14 protein-coding genes are annotated in these 16,091 nt (G+C 72.3%); 4 read left to right on the plus strand and 10 right to left on the minus strand.

The genetic code is table 11. The features are described 5' to 3' along the window. Nucleotides 1-21: 21 nt before the first annotated feature. The 8 genes from ACFE7W_RS13900 to ACFE7W_RS13935 all read right to left on the minus strand — a co-directional run bounded on the left by ACFE7W_RS13900 (nt 22) and on the right by ACFE7W_RS13935 (nt 9,879). The gene (locus ACFE7W_RS13900; protein WP_375425398.1) at nt 22-1,461 is read right to left on the minus strand and encodes a sulfate adenylyltransferase subunit 1; all 1,440 of its coding nucleotides are present in this window, start codon (nt 1,459-1,461) and stop codon (nt 22-24) included. Further along, nucleotides 1,461-2,399, minus strand: a complete 939-nt coding sequence (gene cysD, locus ACFE7W_RS13905) for a sulfate adenylyltransferase subunit CysD (protein ID WP_375425399.1) — start codon at nt 2,397-2,399, stop codon at nt 1,461-1,463. The genes ACFE7W_RS13900 and cysD overlap by 1 nt, the downstream gene beginning before the upstream one ends. Continuing rightward, nucleotides 2,396-2,998: an adenylyl-sulfate kinase gene (cysC, locus tag ACFE7W_RS13910; RefSeq protein WP_375425400.1), complete on the minus strand. Its 603-nt coding sequence runs from the start codon at nt 2,996-2,998 to the stop codon at nt 2,396-2,398. Before cysC ends, cysD begins: the two co-directional genes overlap by 4 nt. Next, a complete protein-coding gene (locus ACFE7W_RS13915; RefSeq protein ID WP_375425401.1) occupies nt 2,995-3,684 on the minus strand; it encodes a phosphoadenylyl-sulfate reductase in 690 nt (229 codons plus the stop codon). Before ACFE7W_RS13915 ends, cysC begins: the two co-directional genes overlap by 4 nt. A 184-nt stretch (nt 3,685-3,868) precedes the next feature. Beyond that, nucleotides 3,869-5,575: a nitrite/sulfite reductase gene (locus tag ACFE7W_RS13920; RefSeq protein ID WP_375425402.1), complete on the minus strand. Its 1,707-nt coding sequence runs from the start codon at nt 5,573-5,575 to the stop codon at nt 3,869-3,871. Nucleotides 5,576-5,873: 298 nt separating this feature from the next. Continuing rightward, the gene (locus ACFE7W_RS13925; RefSeq protein ID WP_375425403.1) at nt 5,874-7,733 is read right to left on the minus strand and encodes a glycoside hydrolase family 15 protein; all 1,860 of its coding nucleotides are present in this window, start codon (nt 7,731-7,733) and stop codon (nt 5,874-5,876) included. Nucleotides 7,734-7,768: 35 nt separating this feature from the next. Then, nucleotides 7,769-9,277 carry an MFS transporter gene (locus tag ACFE7W_RS13930; RefSeq protein ID WP_375425404.1) on the minus strand — a complete coding sequence of 503 codons (1,509 nt, stop codon included), beginning with the start codon at nt 9,275-9,277 and terminating at the stop codon, nt 7,769-7,771. Further along, nucleotides 9,274-9,879, minus strand: coding sequence for a PadR family transcriptional regulator (locus tag ACFE7W_RS13935; RefSeq protein ID WP_375425405.1), 606 nt, complete (start codon nt 9,877-9,879; stop codon nt 9,274-9,276). The genes ACFE7W_RS13930 and ACFE7W_RS13935 overlap by 4 nt, the downstream gene beginning before the upstream one ends. 134 nt (nt 9,880-10,013) lie before the next feature. On the opposite strand from ACFE7W_RS13935, the gene ACFE7W_RS13940 reads away from it, so the two are divergent. After that, nucleotides 10,014-10,508, plus strand: coding sequence for a DUF4383 domain-containing protein (locus tag ACFE7W_RS13940; RefSeq protein ID WP_375425406.1), 495 nt, complete (start codon nt 10,014-10,016; stop codon nt 10,506-10,508). A gap of 10 nt (nt 10,509-10,518) precedes the next feature. On the opposite strand, the gene ACFE7W_RS13945 is transcribed toward ACFE7W_RS13940, so the two are convergent. Together ACFE7W_RS13945 and ACFE7W_RS13950 are read right to left on the minus strand one after the other, a co-directional pair. Next, nucleotides 10,519-11,307, minus strand: a complete 789-nt coding sequence (locus ACFE7W_RS13945; protein ID WP_375425407.1) for a hypothetical protein — start codon at nt 11,305-11,307, stop codon at nt 10,519-10,521. A gap of 26 nt (nt 11,308-11,333) precedes the next feature. Beyond that, the gene (locus ACFE7W_RS13950) at nt 11,334-11,456 is read right to left on the minus strand and encodes a hypothetical protein (protein WP_375425408.1); all 123 of its coding nucleotides are present in this window, start codon (nt 11,454-11,456) and stop codon (nt 11,334-11,336) included. A 131-nt stretch (nt 11,457-11,587) separates the two neighbouring features. On the opposite strand from ACFE7W_RS13950, the gene ACFE7W_RS13955 reads away from it, so the two are divergent. The 3 genes from ACFE7W_RS13955 (at nt 11,588) to ACFE7W_RS13965 (ending at nt 16,051) form a co-directional block, all read left to right on the plus strand. After that, nucleotides 11,588-14,416, plus strand: coding sequence for a S8 family serine peptidase (locus ACFE7W_RS13955; protein WP_375425409.1), 2,829 nt, complete (start codon nt 11,588-11,590; stop codon nt 14,414-14,416). A gap of 59 nt (nt 14,417-14,475) precedes the next feature. Continuing rightward, entirely contained in the window at nt 14,476-14,904 is a 429-nt protein-coding gene (locus tag ACFE7W_RS13960) for a CBS domain-containing protein (RefSeq protein ID WP_375425410.1), read from the plus strand. Nucleotides 14,905-15,031: 127 nt separating this feature from the next. Continuing rightward, complete coding sequence (locus tag ACFE7W_RS13965; protein ID WP_375425411.1) at nt 15,032-16,051, plus strand: DMT family transporter; 1,020 nt, start codon at nt 15,032-15,034, stop codon at nt 16,049-16,051. Nucleotides 16,052-16,091: the final 40 nt, after the last annotated feature.

A 16,091-nucleotide genomic window follows, 5' to 3' on the forward strand; every position in this document is an offset into this window, starting at 1 on the left:
GAGCGCGACCATCGAGCGCGGTCATGGGCGGAGCCTCTCGGGAGTGGTGGCGTTGCTTGAGGTGGTGACGCTGCCGGAGATCGCGGAGGCGCCGGCCATGCCGGCGCCGAGGGTCCAGCCGTCGGCCTCGTCGACGAGAAGGAACGCGCCGGTGGTCCGGTGCTCGCGGTACGGGTCGACGGGCAGGGCCGCGGCCAGCGCCACCCGGACGCGGCCGATGTCGTTCAGCCCCAGCCGGGTCGCCGGCTGCCAGGTCGGCACCCCGGTGTCGCCGAGGTCCAGCGCGCCGTCGATGTCGCGGACGATGGCCTTCGTCAGCGAGGTCCCGTGCTGCACGAGCACGCGGGCGCCCACCGTGAGTTCGCGCTCGGCCAGCCAGCAGACCGTGCCGGTCAGCTCCCGCACCGGCGCCGGCGGGGCGTCGGTGGCGGCGAAGATGTCTCCGCGGGAGGCGTCGATGTCGTGGTCCAGGCGCAGCGTCACCGACTGCCCGGCGACCGCGACCTGCAGCGGGCCGTCGGCGGTGTCGATGGCCACCACCGTGGTGTGCGAGCCGCGGGGGAGCACCACGACCTCGTCGCCCACGCGCACCCGACCCGACTCGACCTTGCCCGCGTAACCGCGGTAGTCGCCGTCCACGGCGGGCGCCGAGGCGGCCCAGGGGGCCAGCGCCGCCTGCTGCGGCCGGATCACGTACTGGACGGGGAAGCGGAAGTCCGCGCCGACCGCGACCGGGGTGTCGTCCACGGTCTCCAGGTAGCCGAGCACCGTCGGGCCCTCGTACCAGGGCGTCCGGGACGACCGGCGGACGACGTTGTCGCCTTCGGTCGCCGAGACCGGGATGCAGTGGCTGTCGCCGACGCCGAGGCTGCGGGCCAGGACCGCGAAGTCGGTGGCGATCCGGTCGAACACCTCCTGGGAGTAGTCGACCAGGTCGATCTTGTTGACCACCAGCACCACGTGCGGCACCCGCAGCAGCGAGGCGACGGCCAGGTGCCGGCGCGTCTGCTCGACGACGCCCTTGCGCGCGTCCACCAGCAGCACGATCACGTCCGCGGTGGACGAGCCGGTGACGGTGTTACGGGTGTACTGCACGTGCCCGGGGCAGTCGGCCAGGATGAACTTGCGCGCCGGGGTGTGGAAGTAGCGGTAGGCGACGTCGATGGTGATGCCCTGCTCGCGTTCGGCGCGCAGGCCGTCGGTGAGCAGCGCCAGGTCGGCGGTGGCCAGACCCTTGCGGCGGCTGACCTGCTCGACGTGGTCGAGGGTGTCGGTGAGCACGGAGTCGGTGTCGAAGAGCAGCCGGCCCACCAGGGTGGACTTGCCGTCGTCGACGGAGCCGGCGGTGGCCAGCCGCAGCAGCGTCCGACGGCCGCTGCCGCTGGGGGTGACCCAGCGGCCGACGCGGGGACGCAGCCCCGGACCGCCCTGAGCTTGTCGAAGGCCGGGAACCGTGGTCATCAGAAGTAGCCCTCTCGCTTGCGGTCCTCCATGGCGGCCTCGCTGAGCCGGTCGTCGGCCCGCGTCGCTCCGCGCTCGGTCAGCACACTGAGGCCGACCTCGGTGATCACGTCGGCCACGGTGGTGGCGTCGGACAGCACGGCCGCGGTGCAGCTCATGTCGCCGACCGTGCGGTAGCGCACCGAACGGCGCTCCACCTCGTCGACGTCGGTGACCGGCGTGACCGGGGTGACCGCGATCCACATGCCGTCCCGCAGCATCACCTCGCGCTCGTGGGCGTAGTAGATCGACGGCAGCGCGATCTTCTCGGCCTCGATGTAGTCCCAGACGTCGAGCTCGGTCCAGTTCGAGAGCGGGAACACCCGGACGTGCTCGCCGGGCAGGTGCCGGCCGTTGTAGAGCGACCAGAGCTCGGGGCGCTGGTTGCGCGGGTCCCACTGGCCGAACTCGTCGCGCAGGGAGTAGACGCGCTCCTTGGCCCGGGCCCGCTCCTCGTCACGTCGCCCGCCGCCGAAAACCGCATCGTGCTTGCCGTTGGTGATCCCGTCGAGCAGCGGCACGGTCTGCAGCGGGTTGCGCTGGCCGTCCGGGCGTTCGCGCAGCCGGCCGTCGTCGATGTAGTCCTGGACCGAGGCCACCGCGAGTCTCGCGCCGTAGAAGGCCGTGGCCTGGTCGCGGTAGTCCAGCACCTCGGGGAAGTTGTGGCCGGTGTCCACGTGGAGCAGGGTGAACGGGATCGGCGCCGGCCAGAACGCCTTCGCCGCCAGGTGCAGCATGACGACAGAGTCCTTGCCGCCGGAGAAGAGCATCACCGGCGCCCGGAAGGTCGCCGCGACCTCGCGGATGATGTGGATGGACTCGGACTCCAGCGCCTGCAGCTCGCTCAGCGGCCGCAGGACATCGGGGGCCAGACCCGCTTCGGGGGCGGGGTTCGTCATCGCTGGTCCTCTCGGCTGCGGGTCGCCCCAAGGGCGGACAGCAGGGCGTCGGCCTGCTCGACGGCGGCGTCGAGGTCGATCTGTGCGGTGTCCAGCACCAGCTCGGGACTCGCCGGTGCTTCGTAGGGGTCGTCGACCCCGGTCATGCCGCTGATCTCACCGGCCCGGGCGCGGGCGTAGAGACCCTTGACGTCGCGGTCCTCGGCCACCGAGAGCGCCGTGGAGACGTAGACCTCCGCGAAGGGCACGCCGGCCTGCGCGTGCGCGGCCCGGACGCCGTCGCGGGCAGCCGCGTAGGGGGCGATCACCGGCACCAGCACGACCACGCCGTGACCGGCCAGCAGCCGCGCGACCCAGCCGATCCGCGCGACGTTGATGTCCCGGTCGGTGCGGCTGAAGCCCAGACCGGCGGACAGGTGCGGCCGGACCTCGTCGCCGTCCAGGACCTGGACGCGGTGTCCGTCGGCGCGCAGCCGCTCCGCCAGAGCGTGCGCGATGGTCGACTTGCCCGCCGACGGCAGACCGGTGAACCAGAGGGTGGCCCCGGGCCGGGTCTCGACACCCGATGCGGGGGCGGCCGTCGCGGTCGTGGCGCTCACAGGTGGATCCCACACTCGGTCTTGCCCAGGCCGGCCCAGCGGCCGGAGCGGACGTCGCCGCCCACGCTGCGCCGGGTGCACGGCTCGCAGCCGATGGAGGCGTAGCCGTCGTCGAGGAGCGGGTTGACCATCAGGGCGTTGGTCTCGATGTAGTCGGCCACGTCGGCGTCACTCCAGGTGGCGATGGGTGCGACCTTGATCAGGTGCCGACGGGCGTCCCAGGACACGATGGGGGTGTTCGCGCGGGACGCGGAGTCGGCGCGGCGGAGGCCGGTGGCCCAGGCGGCGTACGGCTCGAGCGCCCGGCCCAGCGGGGCGACCTTGCGCAAGGCGCAGCACTGGTCGGGGTCGCGGGCGAAGAGGTCACGACCCCAGGTCGCGTCCTGCTCGGCAGGAGTCTGCTCGGCGGTGACGTTGATCAGGTTGACGTGGTGAACGGCCGCGACGGCGTCGCGGGTGCCGATGGTCTCCACGAAGTGGTAGCCGGTGTCGAGAAAGACGACGTCGATCCCCGGGGCCACGCGCTCGGCGAGGGAGACCATCACGGTGTCGGCCATCGAGGAGGTGACGACCAGGCCGGAGCCGAACTGCTCGTAGGCCCAGCCCATGATCTCCAGCGCGGTCGCGCCCTCGAGGTCGTGGTTGGCCTGGACCGCCACGTCGGACAGGTCGAGGGTGGTGCTCATGGGTGAGCCTCCTGCGTCTGGCCCCGGCCCGTCACCAGACCGAGGAACGTGACGGAGAACGCCCGCAGGCAGCTCCGGCATTCCCAGCCTTGCTCCCGCGGGAACAACGTCTCCTCCGCGCAGTACGGGCAGTGCATGACGGCCTGGCGTTCTTGATGGCCGGCCCCCGGGGGTGGGGCGGCGGTCATGACAGCACCGACTCGTCGGCGCGGGCCACCCACTGGGCGAAGCGCTCCCCGTCGCCGCGCTCGGCGACGAAGGTCTTCGCCAGGCGCTCGACGTAGCCGGGCAGCTCGTCGGCGGTCACCTTGTGGCCGCGCAGCTTGCGGCCGAAGCCGGCGTCCATGCCGAGTCCGCCACCCAGGTGGACCTGGAAGCCCTCGACCTGCTGGCCGCCCGGGCCGGGGACGAGCTGACCCTTGAGCCCGATGTCGGCGACCTGGATCCGGGCGCAGGAGTTGGGGCAGCCGTTCAGGTGCACGGTGATCGGGGACTCGATGGCGCCGAGCCGGGTCTCGAGCTCGTCGACCAGGCGGACGGCCCGGGCCTTGGTCTCCACGATGGCCAGCTTGCAGAACTCGATCCCGGTGCAGGCCATCACGGAACGGCGCCAGCCATCGGGCCGGGCGGAGAGACCGACGGTCTCGCAGGCGGCCTGCAGGGACTCCAGCCGGTCCTCCTCGAGGTCCAGGACGAGCAGCTTCTGCATCGGCGTCGTCCGGATCCGGGTGGACCCGTGGGCCTCGGCGATCTCGGCCAGCCGGAGCAGGTCGGCGCCGTTGGTGCGACCGGCCGCGGCGGCCAGGCCGACGAACCAGCGACCGTCCTTCTGCCGGTTCACCCCGACGTGGTCACCGGTCACCGTGGGCACCGCGGGCGCAGGTCCCTCGACCAGCGCGCGGTGCAGGTACTCGTCCTCGAGGACCTGCCGGAACTTTTCCGGGCCCCAGTCGGCCACCAGGAACTTGATCCGGGCCCGGGTACGCAGCCGGCGGTAGCCGTAGTCGCGGAACAGCCCACAGACCCCGGCCCAGACCTCGGCCACCTCCTCGCGGGGGACCCAGGCGCCGAGCCGGACGGCCAGCATCGGGTTGGTGGAGAGCCCGCCCCCGACCCACAGGTCGAAGCCGGGACCGTGCTCGGGGTGCTCGACGCCGACGAAGGCGATGTCGTTGACCTCGGGCACCACGTCCTGGCCGGGCACGCCGGTGATGGCGGTCTTGAACTTGCGCGGCAGGTTCGCGTACTGCGGGTCGCCGATGTAGCGCTCCGCGATGTCGCGGATGGCCGGCGTGGGGTCGATGATCTCGTCCGCGGCGATGCCCGCGACCGGCGAGCCCAGGATGACCCGCGGACAGTCACCGCAGGCCTCGGTGGTGCTGAGTCCGACGGCCTCGAGCCGGCGCCAGATCTCGGGCACGTCCTCGATCCGGATCCAGTGCAGCTGCACGTTCTGCCGGTCGGTCACATCGGCCGTGCCGCGCGCGAAGTCCACCGAGATCTGGCCGATCACGCGCAGCTGCTCGGTGGTCAGCGCGCCACCGTCGATCCGGACCCGCAGCATGAAGTACTCGTCGTCCAGCTCGTGCGGCTCCAGGGTGGCGGTCTTGCCGCCGTCGATCCCCGGCTTGCGCTGGGTGTAGAGGCCGTACCAGCGGAACCGTCCGCGGAGGTCACCCGGGTCGATCGAGGCGAAGCCGCGGTGGGCGTAGATGTTCTCGATCCGGGCCCGGACGTTGAGGGGCGAGTCGTCCTTCTTGGACTGCTCGTTCGCGTTCAGGGGCTCCCGGTAACCGAGGGCCCACTGGCCCTCACCCTTGACCCGTCGCGTCTTGGCGCGCGGCGCAGTCGAAGCGCGGGCTGCGGGTGAGGCGGGGCTGTCGGGGCTCATCGATGTCTTTCCGTCGGGGTGGCGCGGCTCGTGCGTCTGGGGCACGGGCCTCGGCCGTTGCAGGCTCTCAGCGGCAACCGCGTCGACAGATCATGGAGGCGGTCAGGCTGAGGTCGATGAAGCGTCGAGCCGTCAGCCCCGACGGTCGTCCCGCTGCTGCGCGCACCGGACGGGGACGGGCGCGCAGGAACTCGGACGTGGGCACCCTGCCAGAGTCGGCCGTCCGACTCCCCGGATCAAATTGAAATCTCAGTTGATGAGAATCGTGTCCGCTGATTGAGACGGTGAGCGGGGCCGATCACCGGTTGCCCGTATGCACGGTGATGGCGGCGTTCAGCAGGGCGAGGTGGCTGAGGGCTTGGGGCAGGTTGCCGAGGAAGGCGCCGGACTCCGGCTCGATCATCTCCGCGAGCAGACCGACGTCGTTCGGGGCCGCCATCAGCTCCTCCATCAACTCAGCGGCCTCCTGCTCGCGGCCGACGAGCTGCAGGGCCGAGACCATCCAGTACGAGCAGGCGACGAAGACCCCTTCCTCGTCGGCGGCCCCGGAGTAGCGGTAGAGGTGCGGTCCTGCGCCGAGCTCGCGGCGCACGGCGTCGAGGGTGGCCGACATGCGCTCGCCGCGGTCGAAGCCGCTGATCGCGTGCAGCAGGATCGAGGCGTCGAGCTTGCCGCTACCCGGGTACCACTCGTAGCCGCCGAGCTCCTCAGACCAGGCGTGACGGTCGACCCAGGCGCGGATCTCCTCGGCCTCGCTGCGCCAGCGGTCGGCCGATCCGGGCAGCTGGCCGATCTCGGACAGGTGTGCCGCCTGGTGCAGGGCCTGCCAGCAGCCGAGCTTGGAGGTGGTGAAGTGCTGGAGCTCGGGCAGCTCCCACATACCGGAGTCGCGGCTGCGCCAGCGGTCGCAGGCCCGGTCGGCGATCAGGGTCAGCAGCCGGCCGCTCTCGTCGTCGAGGACGTTGCCGTGGTCGACGTAGAGCTGGACGATGCTGAAGACGTCGCCGAACACCCCCAGCTGCAGCTGGTCACGGGCCCCGTTGCCCCGGACGACGGGGCCGAGGCCGCGCCATCCGGGTGAGTCCCGTTGGGTGGGCTGGTCGGTCGCGAGACCACCGCCCAGGGTGTAGAAGACCGCCGGCTCGTCGGAGAACTCCCGCATGGTGCGGAGCAGCCAGCTGATCGCGCTGTGGGTCTCCTCGCGGACGCCGAACCGGAACAGGGCCGTCAGGGCGTACGCCGTGTCCCGGATCCAGGCGAAGCGGTAGTCCCAGTTCTTGCCGCCGGCGAGCGACTCCGGCAGCGAGGTGGTGGCGGCCGCGGCGAGCGCGCCGGTCGGGGCGTAGATCAGCTGCTTCAACACCATCGCGCTGCGCTCGACCGCCGGCTGCCACGGCCCGTCCCAGGAGAAGGTGCCGCTCCAGGCACGCCAGTTCGCAACGGTGCGGTCGATCCCCTCGTCGATCGCCTCCGGCTCGACGAGGGTGAGCGCCTCGCGCTCGGTGGCGACCAGGCCCAGCAGGTGCCGGGAGCCCGGAGAGGTGCGGAAGGTCGCGCCAATCCGGCGGTCGTCGACCTCGACACCGGCGTCCGCGAGCGTGCGGACGGCCAGCGTCAGCCCGTCCACGCGGAGGACCTTGCCGTGCACGGTGCTGTGCACCCAGGGCGACGCCTGGTTGAAGAAGGTGCCCGGGGCGACCTCGGCGCGCAGCTCCACCTCGCCGTCCACGCCCTCGATCCGGCGCCCCAGCTCAGCCCACGGCAGCCGCCCGGCGACGCCGGTGTTCAGGGAGTCGGTCACCCGGACCGAGCCGGTGGCGGTGGTGAAGGTGGTCTCGAGGACGTTCGTCCCCGGGACGTACCGGCGGCCGGCGGAGAACGCCGTCGTCGGGCAGAGCCCGATGTTACCGCCGTTCTCGGCGTCGAGCAGGGCTCCGAAGGCCGCGACGGAGCTGACGTCGGGCAGCGGTAGCCAGTCGATCCGCCCGTCGCGGGCGACCAGCGCGATCGTGCGGCCGTCGCCGATGGTGGCGTAGGTCCGCAGGTCGGCGTACCCGTCGGCGTCGCGTTCGTCGACCGGCCCCTCGACCGGACCGCCGCCGGCCCAGGTGAGGTCGAGCGATCCGACGCGGGCCAGGGTGGCAGGATGCTCGGACATGATGCTGAACAACCTACGGCTAGGTGCGCCCCCGCTCACTCCCCGCGGGGGACCGGCGGGCCGCCGGCCGTGGTGCGCTTCGGCAGGGCGAAGACCAGCAGCAGCGCGGCCAGGGCGAAGGCGCAGCTCACGGCCATGGCCTTGGCGGCCGCGTCGACGAAGCCGGTGGCCAGGGCGTCCGCCCCGGGACCACGGACGACGAGCGAGCCGAAGAGGACGCTGCCGATGATCGCGATGCCCACCGCACTGCCGACCCGCTGCACGGTGGAGACCACGCCGCTGGCGGCACCGGCCTCGGAGCGGTCGACCGTGGCGATGATGAACTGCGCGTTGGGCGCGATGAACGCGCCGTTGCCGAGCCCGGCGACGAACAACGGCAGCAGCAGGTCCCAGTGGCTCAGGTCGGACGGCGAGGTGTTCCGCAGCAGCAGCCACACCCAGACCAGGCCGATGAGCAGCATCGCGGTGCCGATGACCAGCACGTTGCGGCCGAGCCGCTCGCTCAGCCGGTTGCTCGAGGACGACGCGATGATGCTGCCGATGGCGAAGGGGATCGAGACGACGCCCGACTGCAGCGCGGTGTGGCCCAGCCCGCTCTGCCACAGCAGCGAGATGGTGAAGAAGATGCTGGTGAACGCCGCGAAGTAGACCAGGGCCAGCACCACGCCGCCGGTGAACGCCGCGTGGCTGAACAGGTGCGGCGGCACGAGCGCGCTGCCGCCCCGCCGGGTGTAGCCGATCTCCCAGAGGGCGAAGCCCACGAGCAGCACGGCCGCGCCCGCCAGCGTCAGGTAGGTCCACAGCGGCCACCCCTTGTCCTGGCCCTCGATCAGCGGCACCAGCAGGGCGACCAGTCCGGCGCTGAGCAGCAGCAGCCCGACCAGGTCGATCCCGGTGGGTGCGGACGTCGGCACCTCGTCCCGGGACGGCAGCAGCAGCGCGGCCGCGATCAGGGTGGCGACGCCGATCGGCAGGTTGACCCCGAAGACGAGCCGCCAACCGCTGGTGTTGCCGAACGCCTCGATGATCAGGCCGCCGACGATGGGACCGAGGGCCGACGAGACACCGAGGACCGCACCCATCACCGCGAACGCCTTGCCGCGGGCCCGGCCGGGGAACAGCAGCTGGATGAACGCCGTCACCGCGGGCACGAAGATGCCGCCGGCCAGCCCCTGCACGATCCGGAACACGACCAGCTGGGTGTCGGACTGGGCCAGCCCGCAGGCCGCGCTGGCCAGGGTGAACAGCGCCACGCCGGTGAAGAAGACCCACTTGTGGCCCAGCCGGTCCCCGAGCCGGCCGGCCGGGATCAGGGCCAGGCCGAAGGCCAGCGCGTAGCCCGAGATGATCCAGGAGAGCGTCGACTCCGACGCGTCCAGGCTGGTGCGGATGGTGGGCAGGGCGACGTTGACGATCGTCGTGTCCAGCAGGGCGATGAACATGCCGGCCAGCAGCACGGCCAGGGCCTGCCAGGAACGGCGGGGATCGACGCGTGAGCGGCGCGGGGCGGCGGTGGTCGGCGCCACCCGGGTCTGGTTGGTCATCGGATGTCCTTCGGGAGTGCAGCGGTGGGAAGGGTCTCGGGGGAGAGGGCGCGGGCCCGTTCGTCGGCGACGACGTCGGGCATGTCGGCGAGCAGCTGGTGGTGCCACCGGATCTCGGCGGTGAGGCGGTGCTCACGGTGCGCCATGGCGTGCGCCTCGCCGGTGCTCAGGTAGGGCCGGGCGCGTTCGTTGTTGCGCCGGGTCTCGGCCAGCAGTGCCTGCAGGGCCTCCAGCCGGCCCGCCACCACGCCGGCGAGCTCGTCGAGCCGGTCAGGGTCGGGACGGCTGAGCGCGAGGTCGAACGGGTCCGGCTTGAACGCGACGTGCTCAGCCGTGCTGCGCCGCAGCTCGGCCAGCGACGTCCGACCGGCGTCGGTGATGCCGTACACCTGACGCTCGGGGTAGGAGCCTGGACGCTCGGTGCGCACCTCGGCGACCAGTCCCTCGGCCGCCAGCCGCTTGATCGCCCCGTAGAGCGCGCCGACCGAGATGTCGGTCCAGAGGTGGACGTGCTCCTGCTCGGCCAGCAGCCGCAGCTGGTGGCCGTGCACCTCGCCGTGGCGCTCGAGGGTGTCGAGCACGAAGAGGCGGATGGACGACACCGGACTACTCTCGCGTCAGTAGTCGCTTGTGTCAAACTGCAACAGCTCGGGTACGCATCCCTGGAGTGGCTCCACCGGGAACCCAGGGCAGCCCGGGTCCGACTCGTCGAGACCGGGGGAGCAACGAGAGAGGGATGACGATGACCACGCAGAACAACCGAGCCGCGAGCGGCGTCAAGGCCGGCCGGGCGCCGGTGCAGCGAGGGTCGGTCCTGGTCGGGCTGGTCTTCCTGCTCGTCGGGGTGCTCGGCCTCGTGCCCGGCGTGACGACCGGCTACTCCCAGCTGCAGTTCGCCTCGCACATGTCCGGGGCCCAGCTCTTCGGCGTCTTCCAAGTGTCGGTGCTGCACAACGTGGTGCACCTGGTCTTCGGTGTCGCCGGGCTGGTCCTCGCCCGGACGCCGCTGGCCGCGCGCAACTTCCTGCTCTACGGCGGACTCGTCTACCTCGCGCTGTTCCTGTACGGCATCGTCGTGGAGTACCAGTCGGCCGCCAACTTCGTCCCCTTCGACGACGCGGACAACGTGCTGCACCTGGTCCTGGCCGTCGGCATGGTCACCCTGTCCTTCGTCCTCGACGCCGGGCGCGGGTGGCGTCGGACCCTGGGGGAGGGCAGGGCGCAGGTCTGAGGGGCGACGCTCAGAACAGCGGCTCCTGGACCTCGGTCTCGGGCGAGTCGACGTCGCCCGGCACGATCCGCGCGCCGGTCAGCCGGCCGAGGTCGACCAGGTAGCGGCCGGCGTCGGGCCCGGGGCGGGTCCGGGCCAGCACGGCGGACCCGGCGCAGGCCTCCACCAGCAGGCCGTGACCGCCGCTGCGCAGGTCGGACGGGTACTCCACCCAGCTGCCCTGGGGCGGCATGCCGGCCAGCACCCCCATGTCGGACGGCGGGGTCCACGGCTCGTCCAGGGGCATGAGCCCAGGGCCGAGGCCGGCGCGGGCGAGCAGGGCCGACACCTGCTGCACCGTCTCGGCGTGCCGCGTCCGGACGCGCGCCCGCTCGGCCGGCCGGGCCAGCGCGGCGACCTTGGCGGCCCGGCGTCGGTGCTGCGGGACGTCGAGCTCGGCGGTGACCAGGTCCTCCGCCTCCCGGACCACCCGGCCGTCGGTCGTCGCGGCCACGTAGCTGGCGAGGACGGCGCCCTGCTCGTCGATCCGGCCCGTCCGGCGGTGCTCCGCCGCGGTGCCGACCTTGGTGAAGCCGTCCGCGAACGTCGCGAGGTACAGCAGGTGCGGTGCGGCCAGCACCGGCTCGAGCGCGGCCGGCACGTAGCCGCCGGTGTGGCCGTGGTGCACGAAGCGGAACTGGTCGCGCAGCGCGCAGTCGGCGCACTGGCGCGAGCCGACGGCCGGCCGGCGGCCGGGGCACGGCCGACGACCAGCCCCGTCGAGGTCGTACCAGCCGGTGCACCAGGGGCCGGCCGACACCGTGGTGAAACCCAGGCGTCGATCCTTCAGAGGCAGCCGGCGGTCCTACCCGTGTCGAGCTCCTGCACGCTGAGGTGGGCCTGCCGGTCTGGCCACGACACGCCGAGCACCAGCAGGACGGCGGACTCCGCGAGGTCGGGGCTGGGCACCCGCCCACTCTGCCGGGTGCCGCCGACACCCAAACGTGACCGTCCCCGAGTAGGGCCGGAGCTGCTTCAGGTATTACCGTCCCGTGGGGGCGGCCGGGGGTCCGACGCCGTACCGAACTCGACGATGGGACGTGACCTTGCGGTCTCGACGCTGGACAACAGGTGCCATGGTGTTCGTGGTGGCGGTGGGCTTCTCGGCCGTCGTCCCGGCGACGCGGACGGAGGCGGCGCCCCTCGGTCCGACGACCGGCAAGAGTGCGGACCGCGCCCTGGGCAACGGTCTCGGCCGGCTCGTGCAGCGGGCCGGTGCGACGAGCCGGCGGGCGGTCCCCGGACCTCACCTGGACCAGGACGCCCTCACCATCCGTGACGCGGACGGCCGGGTGCTCGTCGACCTCACGCCGCAGGCCGGCGTCGACCGCGCCGACTTCCGTCGCCGCGCCTCGGCCCTGGGTCTGCAGGTGCAGGCCGTCGACCGCAGCCGGGGCACCCTGGAGGGCTTCGTCGCCCTGGACGCGGTGTCCGCACTGGCCGCCCTGGACGGAACGGGGACGCTGGCCCAGGCCGTCAGGCCGCAGGTACGGGCCGGTGCCGTGACCTCCCAGGGGGTGGCGTTGCAGCAGGTGGACAAGGTCCAGGCCACCGGGGTGAAGGGTGCGGGCATCACCGTCGGCGCCCTCTCCGACTCCTACGACACCGCGACCACCGACGTCGGGGGCCAGCCGCTGACCATCCATGCGGCCGACGACGTCGCCTCGGGCGACCTCCCGGGTACCGGCAACGCGGACAGTCCCCAGCCGGTCGTCGTGCTGGAGGACACCCCGGATGACGAGAGCAGCCCCGTCTACGACGAGGGTCGCGGCATGCTGCAGATCGTCCACGACGTCGCGCCGGCCGCGAAGCTGTGCTTCGCCACGGCGTACACGGGTCTGGTGGGCTTTGCCGACAACGTGCGCCTGCTCGCCGACAAGTCGGGCCGCTGCGGCGCCGACGTCCTCGTCGACGACATCACCTACCTGGACGAGCCGATGTACTCCGACTCCGTCCTCAACGACGCGATCGACCACGTGGCCGCCGAGGGTGTCCAGTACTTCAGCGCCGCCGGCAACGCCGGTGAGCAGCAGGCCTGGTCGGGGACCAGCCACCTCGTCTCGCTCTCGCAGGGGCTGAAGGGGACGAACCTGGACTTCTCCGACGTCGACCCCTCCTACTACAGCGGCGGGCTGCAGGACATGCACGTGGGCACCGGCGTCGACGTGGCCCAGACGCTGCGGATCGGCGCGGCCGGCGGCTCGGTCGACCTGCAGTGGGACGACCCGACCGACCTCGACGGAGCGCGGTACGGGGCTCCGATCTTCACCGGCACCGGGGCGGTCACCGCGGACGACCCGGCGCCCGAGCTGTCCTTCACCGCCACCCGTGACCAGGTGGGCAAGACCGTCGAGTTCCGCACCGACGCCATCCCCTCGGGCAGCACCGACCTGGTCCTGACGGTCAGCGCGCCCGACGGCACCGAGCTCGGCACGGTCGACACCGGCTCGTCGCCGGAGGTGCTGGGCGCCAAGCTGACCCAGGCGGGGACCTACACGATCACGGTCTCCGGCTACGCCGACGCCACCGGCGACTTCACCGTCGACGTCCGGCCGGTCATCTCGGCGTCGAAGGTGAGCACCGACTACAACGCGCTGTTCTTCGACCAGGACGGCAACTTCCTTTTCGCCTCCGCCGACCTCAACACCCTCAGCGGGCGCCCGGCGGAGCTGGCCGCGCTCAGCGGTTTCGACGAGACGACCGACATCCAGATGGTCATCTCCCGCTCCGGCACCGGCAAGGTCGGCGCGACCCGGCTGCGGACCGTGCTGTTCGGGGACGCCTACCTCAACGAGTACGTGAACCCGCTCGCGCCGGCCATCTTCGGCCACCCTGCGGCCAAGGGCGCCACCGCGGTGGCCGCGTACGACCCGTTCCGGCCGTACCTGCCCGAGTACTACACCTCCGCCGGCGGCAACCTGGCCGTGTTCTTCGACTCCGAGGGGCAGCGCTACGACAAGCTCCAGCGTCGCCGGGTACCCCAGATCGCCAGCGCGGACGGCGGTAACACGACCTTCTTCGGCCAGGACAGCCCTCGGGACGCCGACTCGCGGCCGAACTTCTTCGGTACCAGCGCGGCGGCTCCGCACGCCGCGGCCATCGCGGCCCTGGTGCTGGAGAAGGCCGGCGGCCCCGAGTCGGTCCGGCCGACCGCGATGCGCACCCGGCTGGAGAAGTCCGCCTACCCCCACGACCTCGACCCGAACCACTCCGCCGGGACAGTGGGCGGCTTGACCGTCAGCGCGTCGGGTGCGCAGGGCTCGGAGTCCAGCCTGGTGGCCGGCTCGCTGTACGACCGGCGCTTCTTCACCATCAGCTACACCGGCAAGGTGCCGTTGCGGGCGATCCGCTTCTACGGCGAGGGCGCCAGCCCCACGGCGCTCGGGAACAGCGGCTCCACGTCGGCGGGCATCGTGTTCGACCCGCGGAAGTTCGACGGCCGGCCGTCGTTCTCCGGTGACGGCTTCCCCTTCACGGTCGGGGCCACCGCCGGCGGGCTCACGAGCAGCACCGTGAAGGCGACGTACTCCGCCCCCGGCGGCACCGCCAAGGGCCAGTACCACCGGATGCTGGTCACCTTCAGCAAAGGGATCAAGCGCGGCCAGACCCTCCAGTTCGGGGTCGACCGGGATCTCGTGGTCTCCGGCCTCGGCTCCTCACGCGAGGGCAACGGGGCCGACGAGCTGGGCGGGGAGACCTTCCTGCCGGCCGGTACGGGATCGCCGAAGGGCATGAAGTTCGCGGCCTACCCGACCAAGGGCAAGAAGATCACCGTGGTGCTGGTCAACAAGCTGGGCGCCGGCTACACCGCGCTGGACGGGTACGGGCTGGTCGACGCCCAGCGGGCCGTCACGCCCGAGGCCGGCTGAGGCCGGGAAGGGCTGTCCGGCGGGGCGCCTGAGGGCTAGCCTCGGAGCGGGAGGCGGCGATGAGGATCCAGGACATCTTGAGCGTCAAGGGTTCCGACGTGGTCTCCGTCCGGCCGGAGTCCTCGGTCGCCGACCTCGTCGCTCTGCTGGACCGTCGCAACCTGGGTGCCGTGGTGGTGTCCACGGACGGCCGGACGATCGCCGGCATCGTCTCCGAGCGCGACGTGATCCGGCGGCTGAGCCACGGCACCGACTTCCTGACGGGTTCGGTCGCGGCGATCATGACCACCGACGTCCACAGCTGCTCGGCGGCGGACACCGTCGAGCTGCTGATGAACGAGATGACCGACCGGCGGATCCGCCACCTGCCGGTGCTGGATGACCAGCACGAGCTGGCGGGCATCGTCAGCATCGGGGACCTGGTCAAGTCCCAGATCTCCCAGCTGCAGTTCGAGCGCGACCAGCTCGAGGGCTACGTCGCCGGCTGAGACCTGCGGGGCCGCGCCCGCGGTTCGGCGAGCACCAGGCAGAGCCAGGCTCGACGTTCTGCGAGCATGGGGGAGCCCTTCGGCCCATCGGCGAGCCGACCCCTCCGTCCTTCCAGGAGCCCGCTCGATGTCGCACGCGCCGGCCGCCCGTCCGCCCGCCTCGGGGCAGCTGCCGTCGAGCGCTGCGTCGCCGGCCCAGCCGCTGCGGTGGTGGGTCACACTGCCGATGATGCTGGGCAGCGGTGCCCTGATCGCGCTGCAGTCGGAGGTCAACGGCGACCTCGCCGGCCGGCTCGGCACCGGGCTGCGGGCGGTGGCGCTGGCGGCGGTGATCAGCTTCGGCGGCGGGCTGGTGGTGCTGACGGTGCTGGCCCTGGCCCGGCGGTCCATCGGACGCGGCGTGGTGGACCTGCTGCGGGCGGTCGTCGGACGCCGGGTGCCGCTCTGGCTGGTGGTCGGCGGGCTGGGTGGTGCGTTCTTCGTCGCGTCCCAGGGCATCGCGGCCAGGGCACTGGGCATCACGTTCTTCGTGCTCTGCTTCGTGGCCGGCCAGGCGGTGATGGCGCTGCTGGTCGACCACCGCGGCTGGGGTCCGAACGCACCGGCGCAGCTGAGCGCGGGTCGGCTGGTGGGTGCCGCCATGGCCGTGCTGGCGGTGGCCGTCTCCGGTGCCGGCATGCTCAGCGCGCTGCCGCTGACCGCGGTCTTCGTGGTCCTCGCCGCCCTCCCGCTGGTCGCCGGCGCGGCCAACAGCCTGCAGCAGGGGATGAACGGCCGGGTCGCCTCCCGGTTCGGCTCCTGGGTCACCACCTGGAACAACTTCTTCGTCGGCACCCTGGGGCTGCTGGTGTTCCTCCTGGTCACCCTGGCTCTGCCCGGCCGGGTCAGCGGGCTGCCCGCCCGGCCGTGGCTCTACCTCGGAGGGCTCTGCGGCATCGGCTTCATCTGGGCCTCCAGCGTCACCGTCCGGATCCACGGCGTGCTCGTGGTCGGCGTCTTCGCGGTGGCCGGCCAGGTGCTGACCGCCGCCGTCCTGAGCCTGCTCACCGACCCCTCCTCTCCGTCCTGGACCACCTGGCTCGCGGTGCTCATCAGCCTCGTCGGCGCGGCCGTCGTCGGCCTGAGCGGTCGCCACTCCGCGCCCTGAGCGTGTCAAGGCGCGTGGCGTGGCCCGCGAAGCGCCCGGG

This window comes from uncultured Friedmanniella sp. (genome assembly GCF_964244285.1).
In the GTDB taxonomy this organism is placed as follows: domain Bacteria; phylum Actinomycetota; class Actinomycetes; order Propionibacteriales; family Propionibacteriaceae; genus Microlunatus.

Excerpts from the sequence above, each read along its gene's own strand:
- ACFE7W_RS13900 (WP_375425398.1), bottom strand. The coding sequence starts at position 1,461 with ATGACCACGGTTCCCGGCCTTCGACAAGCTCAGGGCGGTCCGGGGCTG.
- cysD (WP_375425399.1), bottom strand. The coding sequence starts at position 2,399 with ATGACGAACCCCGCCCCCGAAGCGGGTCTGGCCCCCGATGTCCTGCGG.
- ACFE7W_RS13915 (WP_375425401.1), bottom strand. The coding sequence starts at position 3,684 with ATGAGCACCACCCTCGACCTGTCCGACGTGGCGGTCCAGGCCAACCAC.
- ACFE7W_RS13920 (WP_375425402.1), bottom strand. The coding sequence starts at position 5,575 with ATGAGCCCCGACAGCCCCGCCTCACCCGCAGCCCGCGCTTCGACTGCG.
- ACFE7W_RS13925 (WP_375425403.1), bottom strand. The coding sequence starts at position 7,733 with ATGTCCGAGCATCCTGCCACCCTGGCCCGCGTCGGATCGCTCGACCTC.
- ACFE7W_RS13930 (WP_375425404.1), bottom strand. The coding sequence starts at position 9,277 with ATGACCAACCAGACCCGGGTGGCGCCGACCACCGCCGCCCCGCGCCGC.
- ACFE7W_RS13940 (WP_375425406.1), top strand. The coding sequence starts at position 10,014 with ATGACGATGACCACGCAGAACAACCGAGCCGCGAGCGGCGTCAAGGCC.
- ACFE7W_RS13960 (WP_375425410.1), top strand. The coding sequence starts at position 14,476 with ATGAGGATCCAGGACATCTTGAGCGTCAAGGGTTCCGACGTGGTCTCC.
- ACFE7W_RS13965 (WP_375425411.1), top strand. The coding sequence starts at position 15,032 with ATGTCGCACGCGCCGGCCGCCCGTCCGCCCGCCTCGGGGCAGCTGCCG.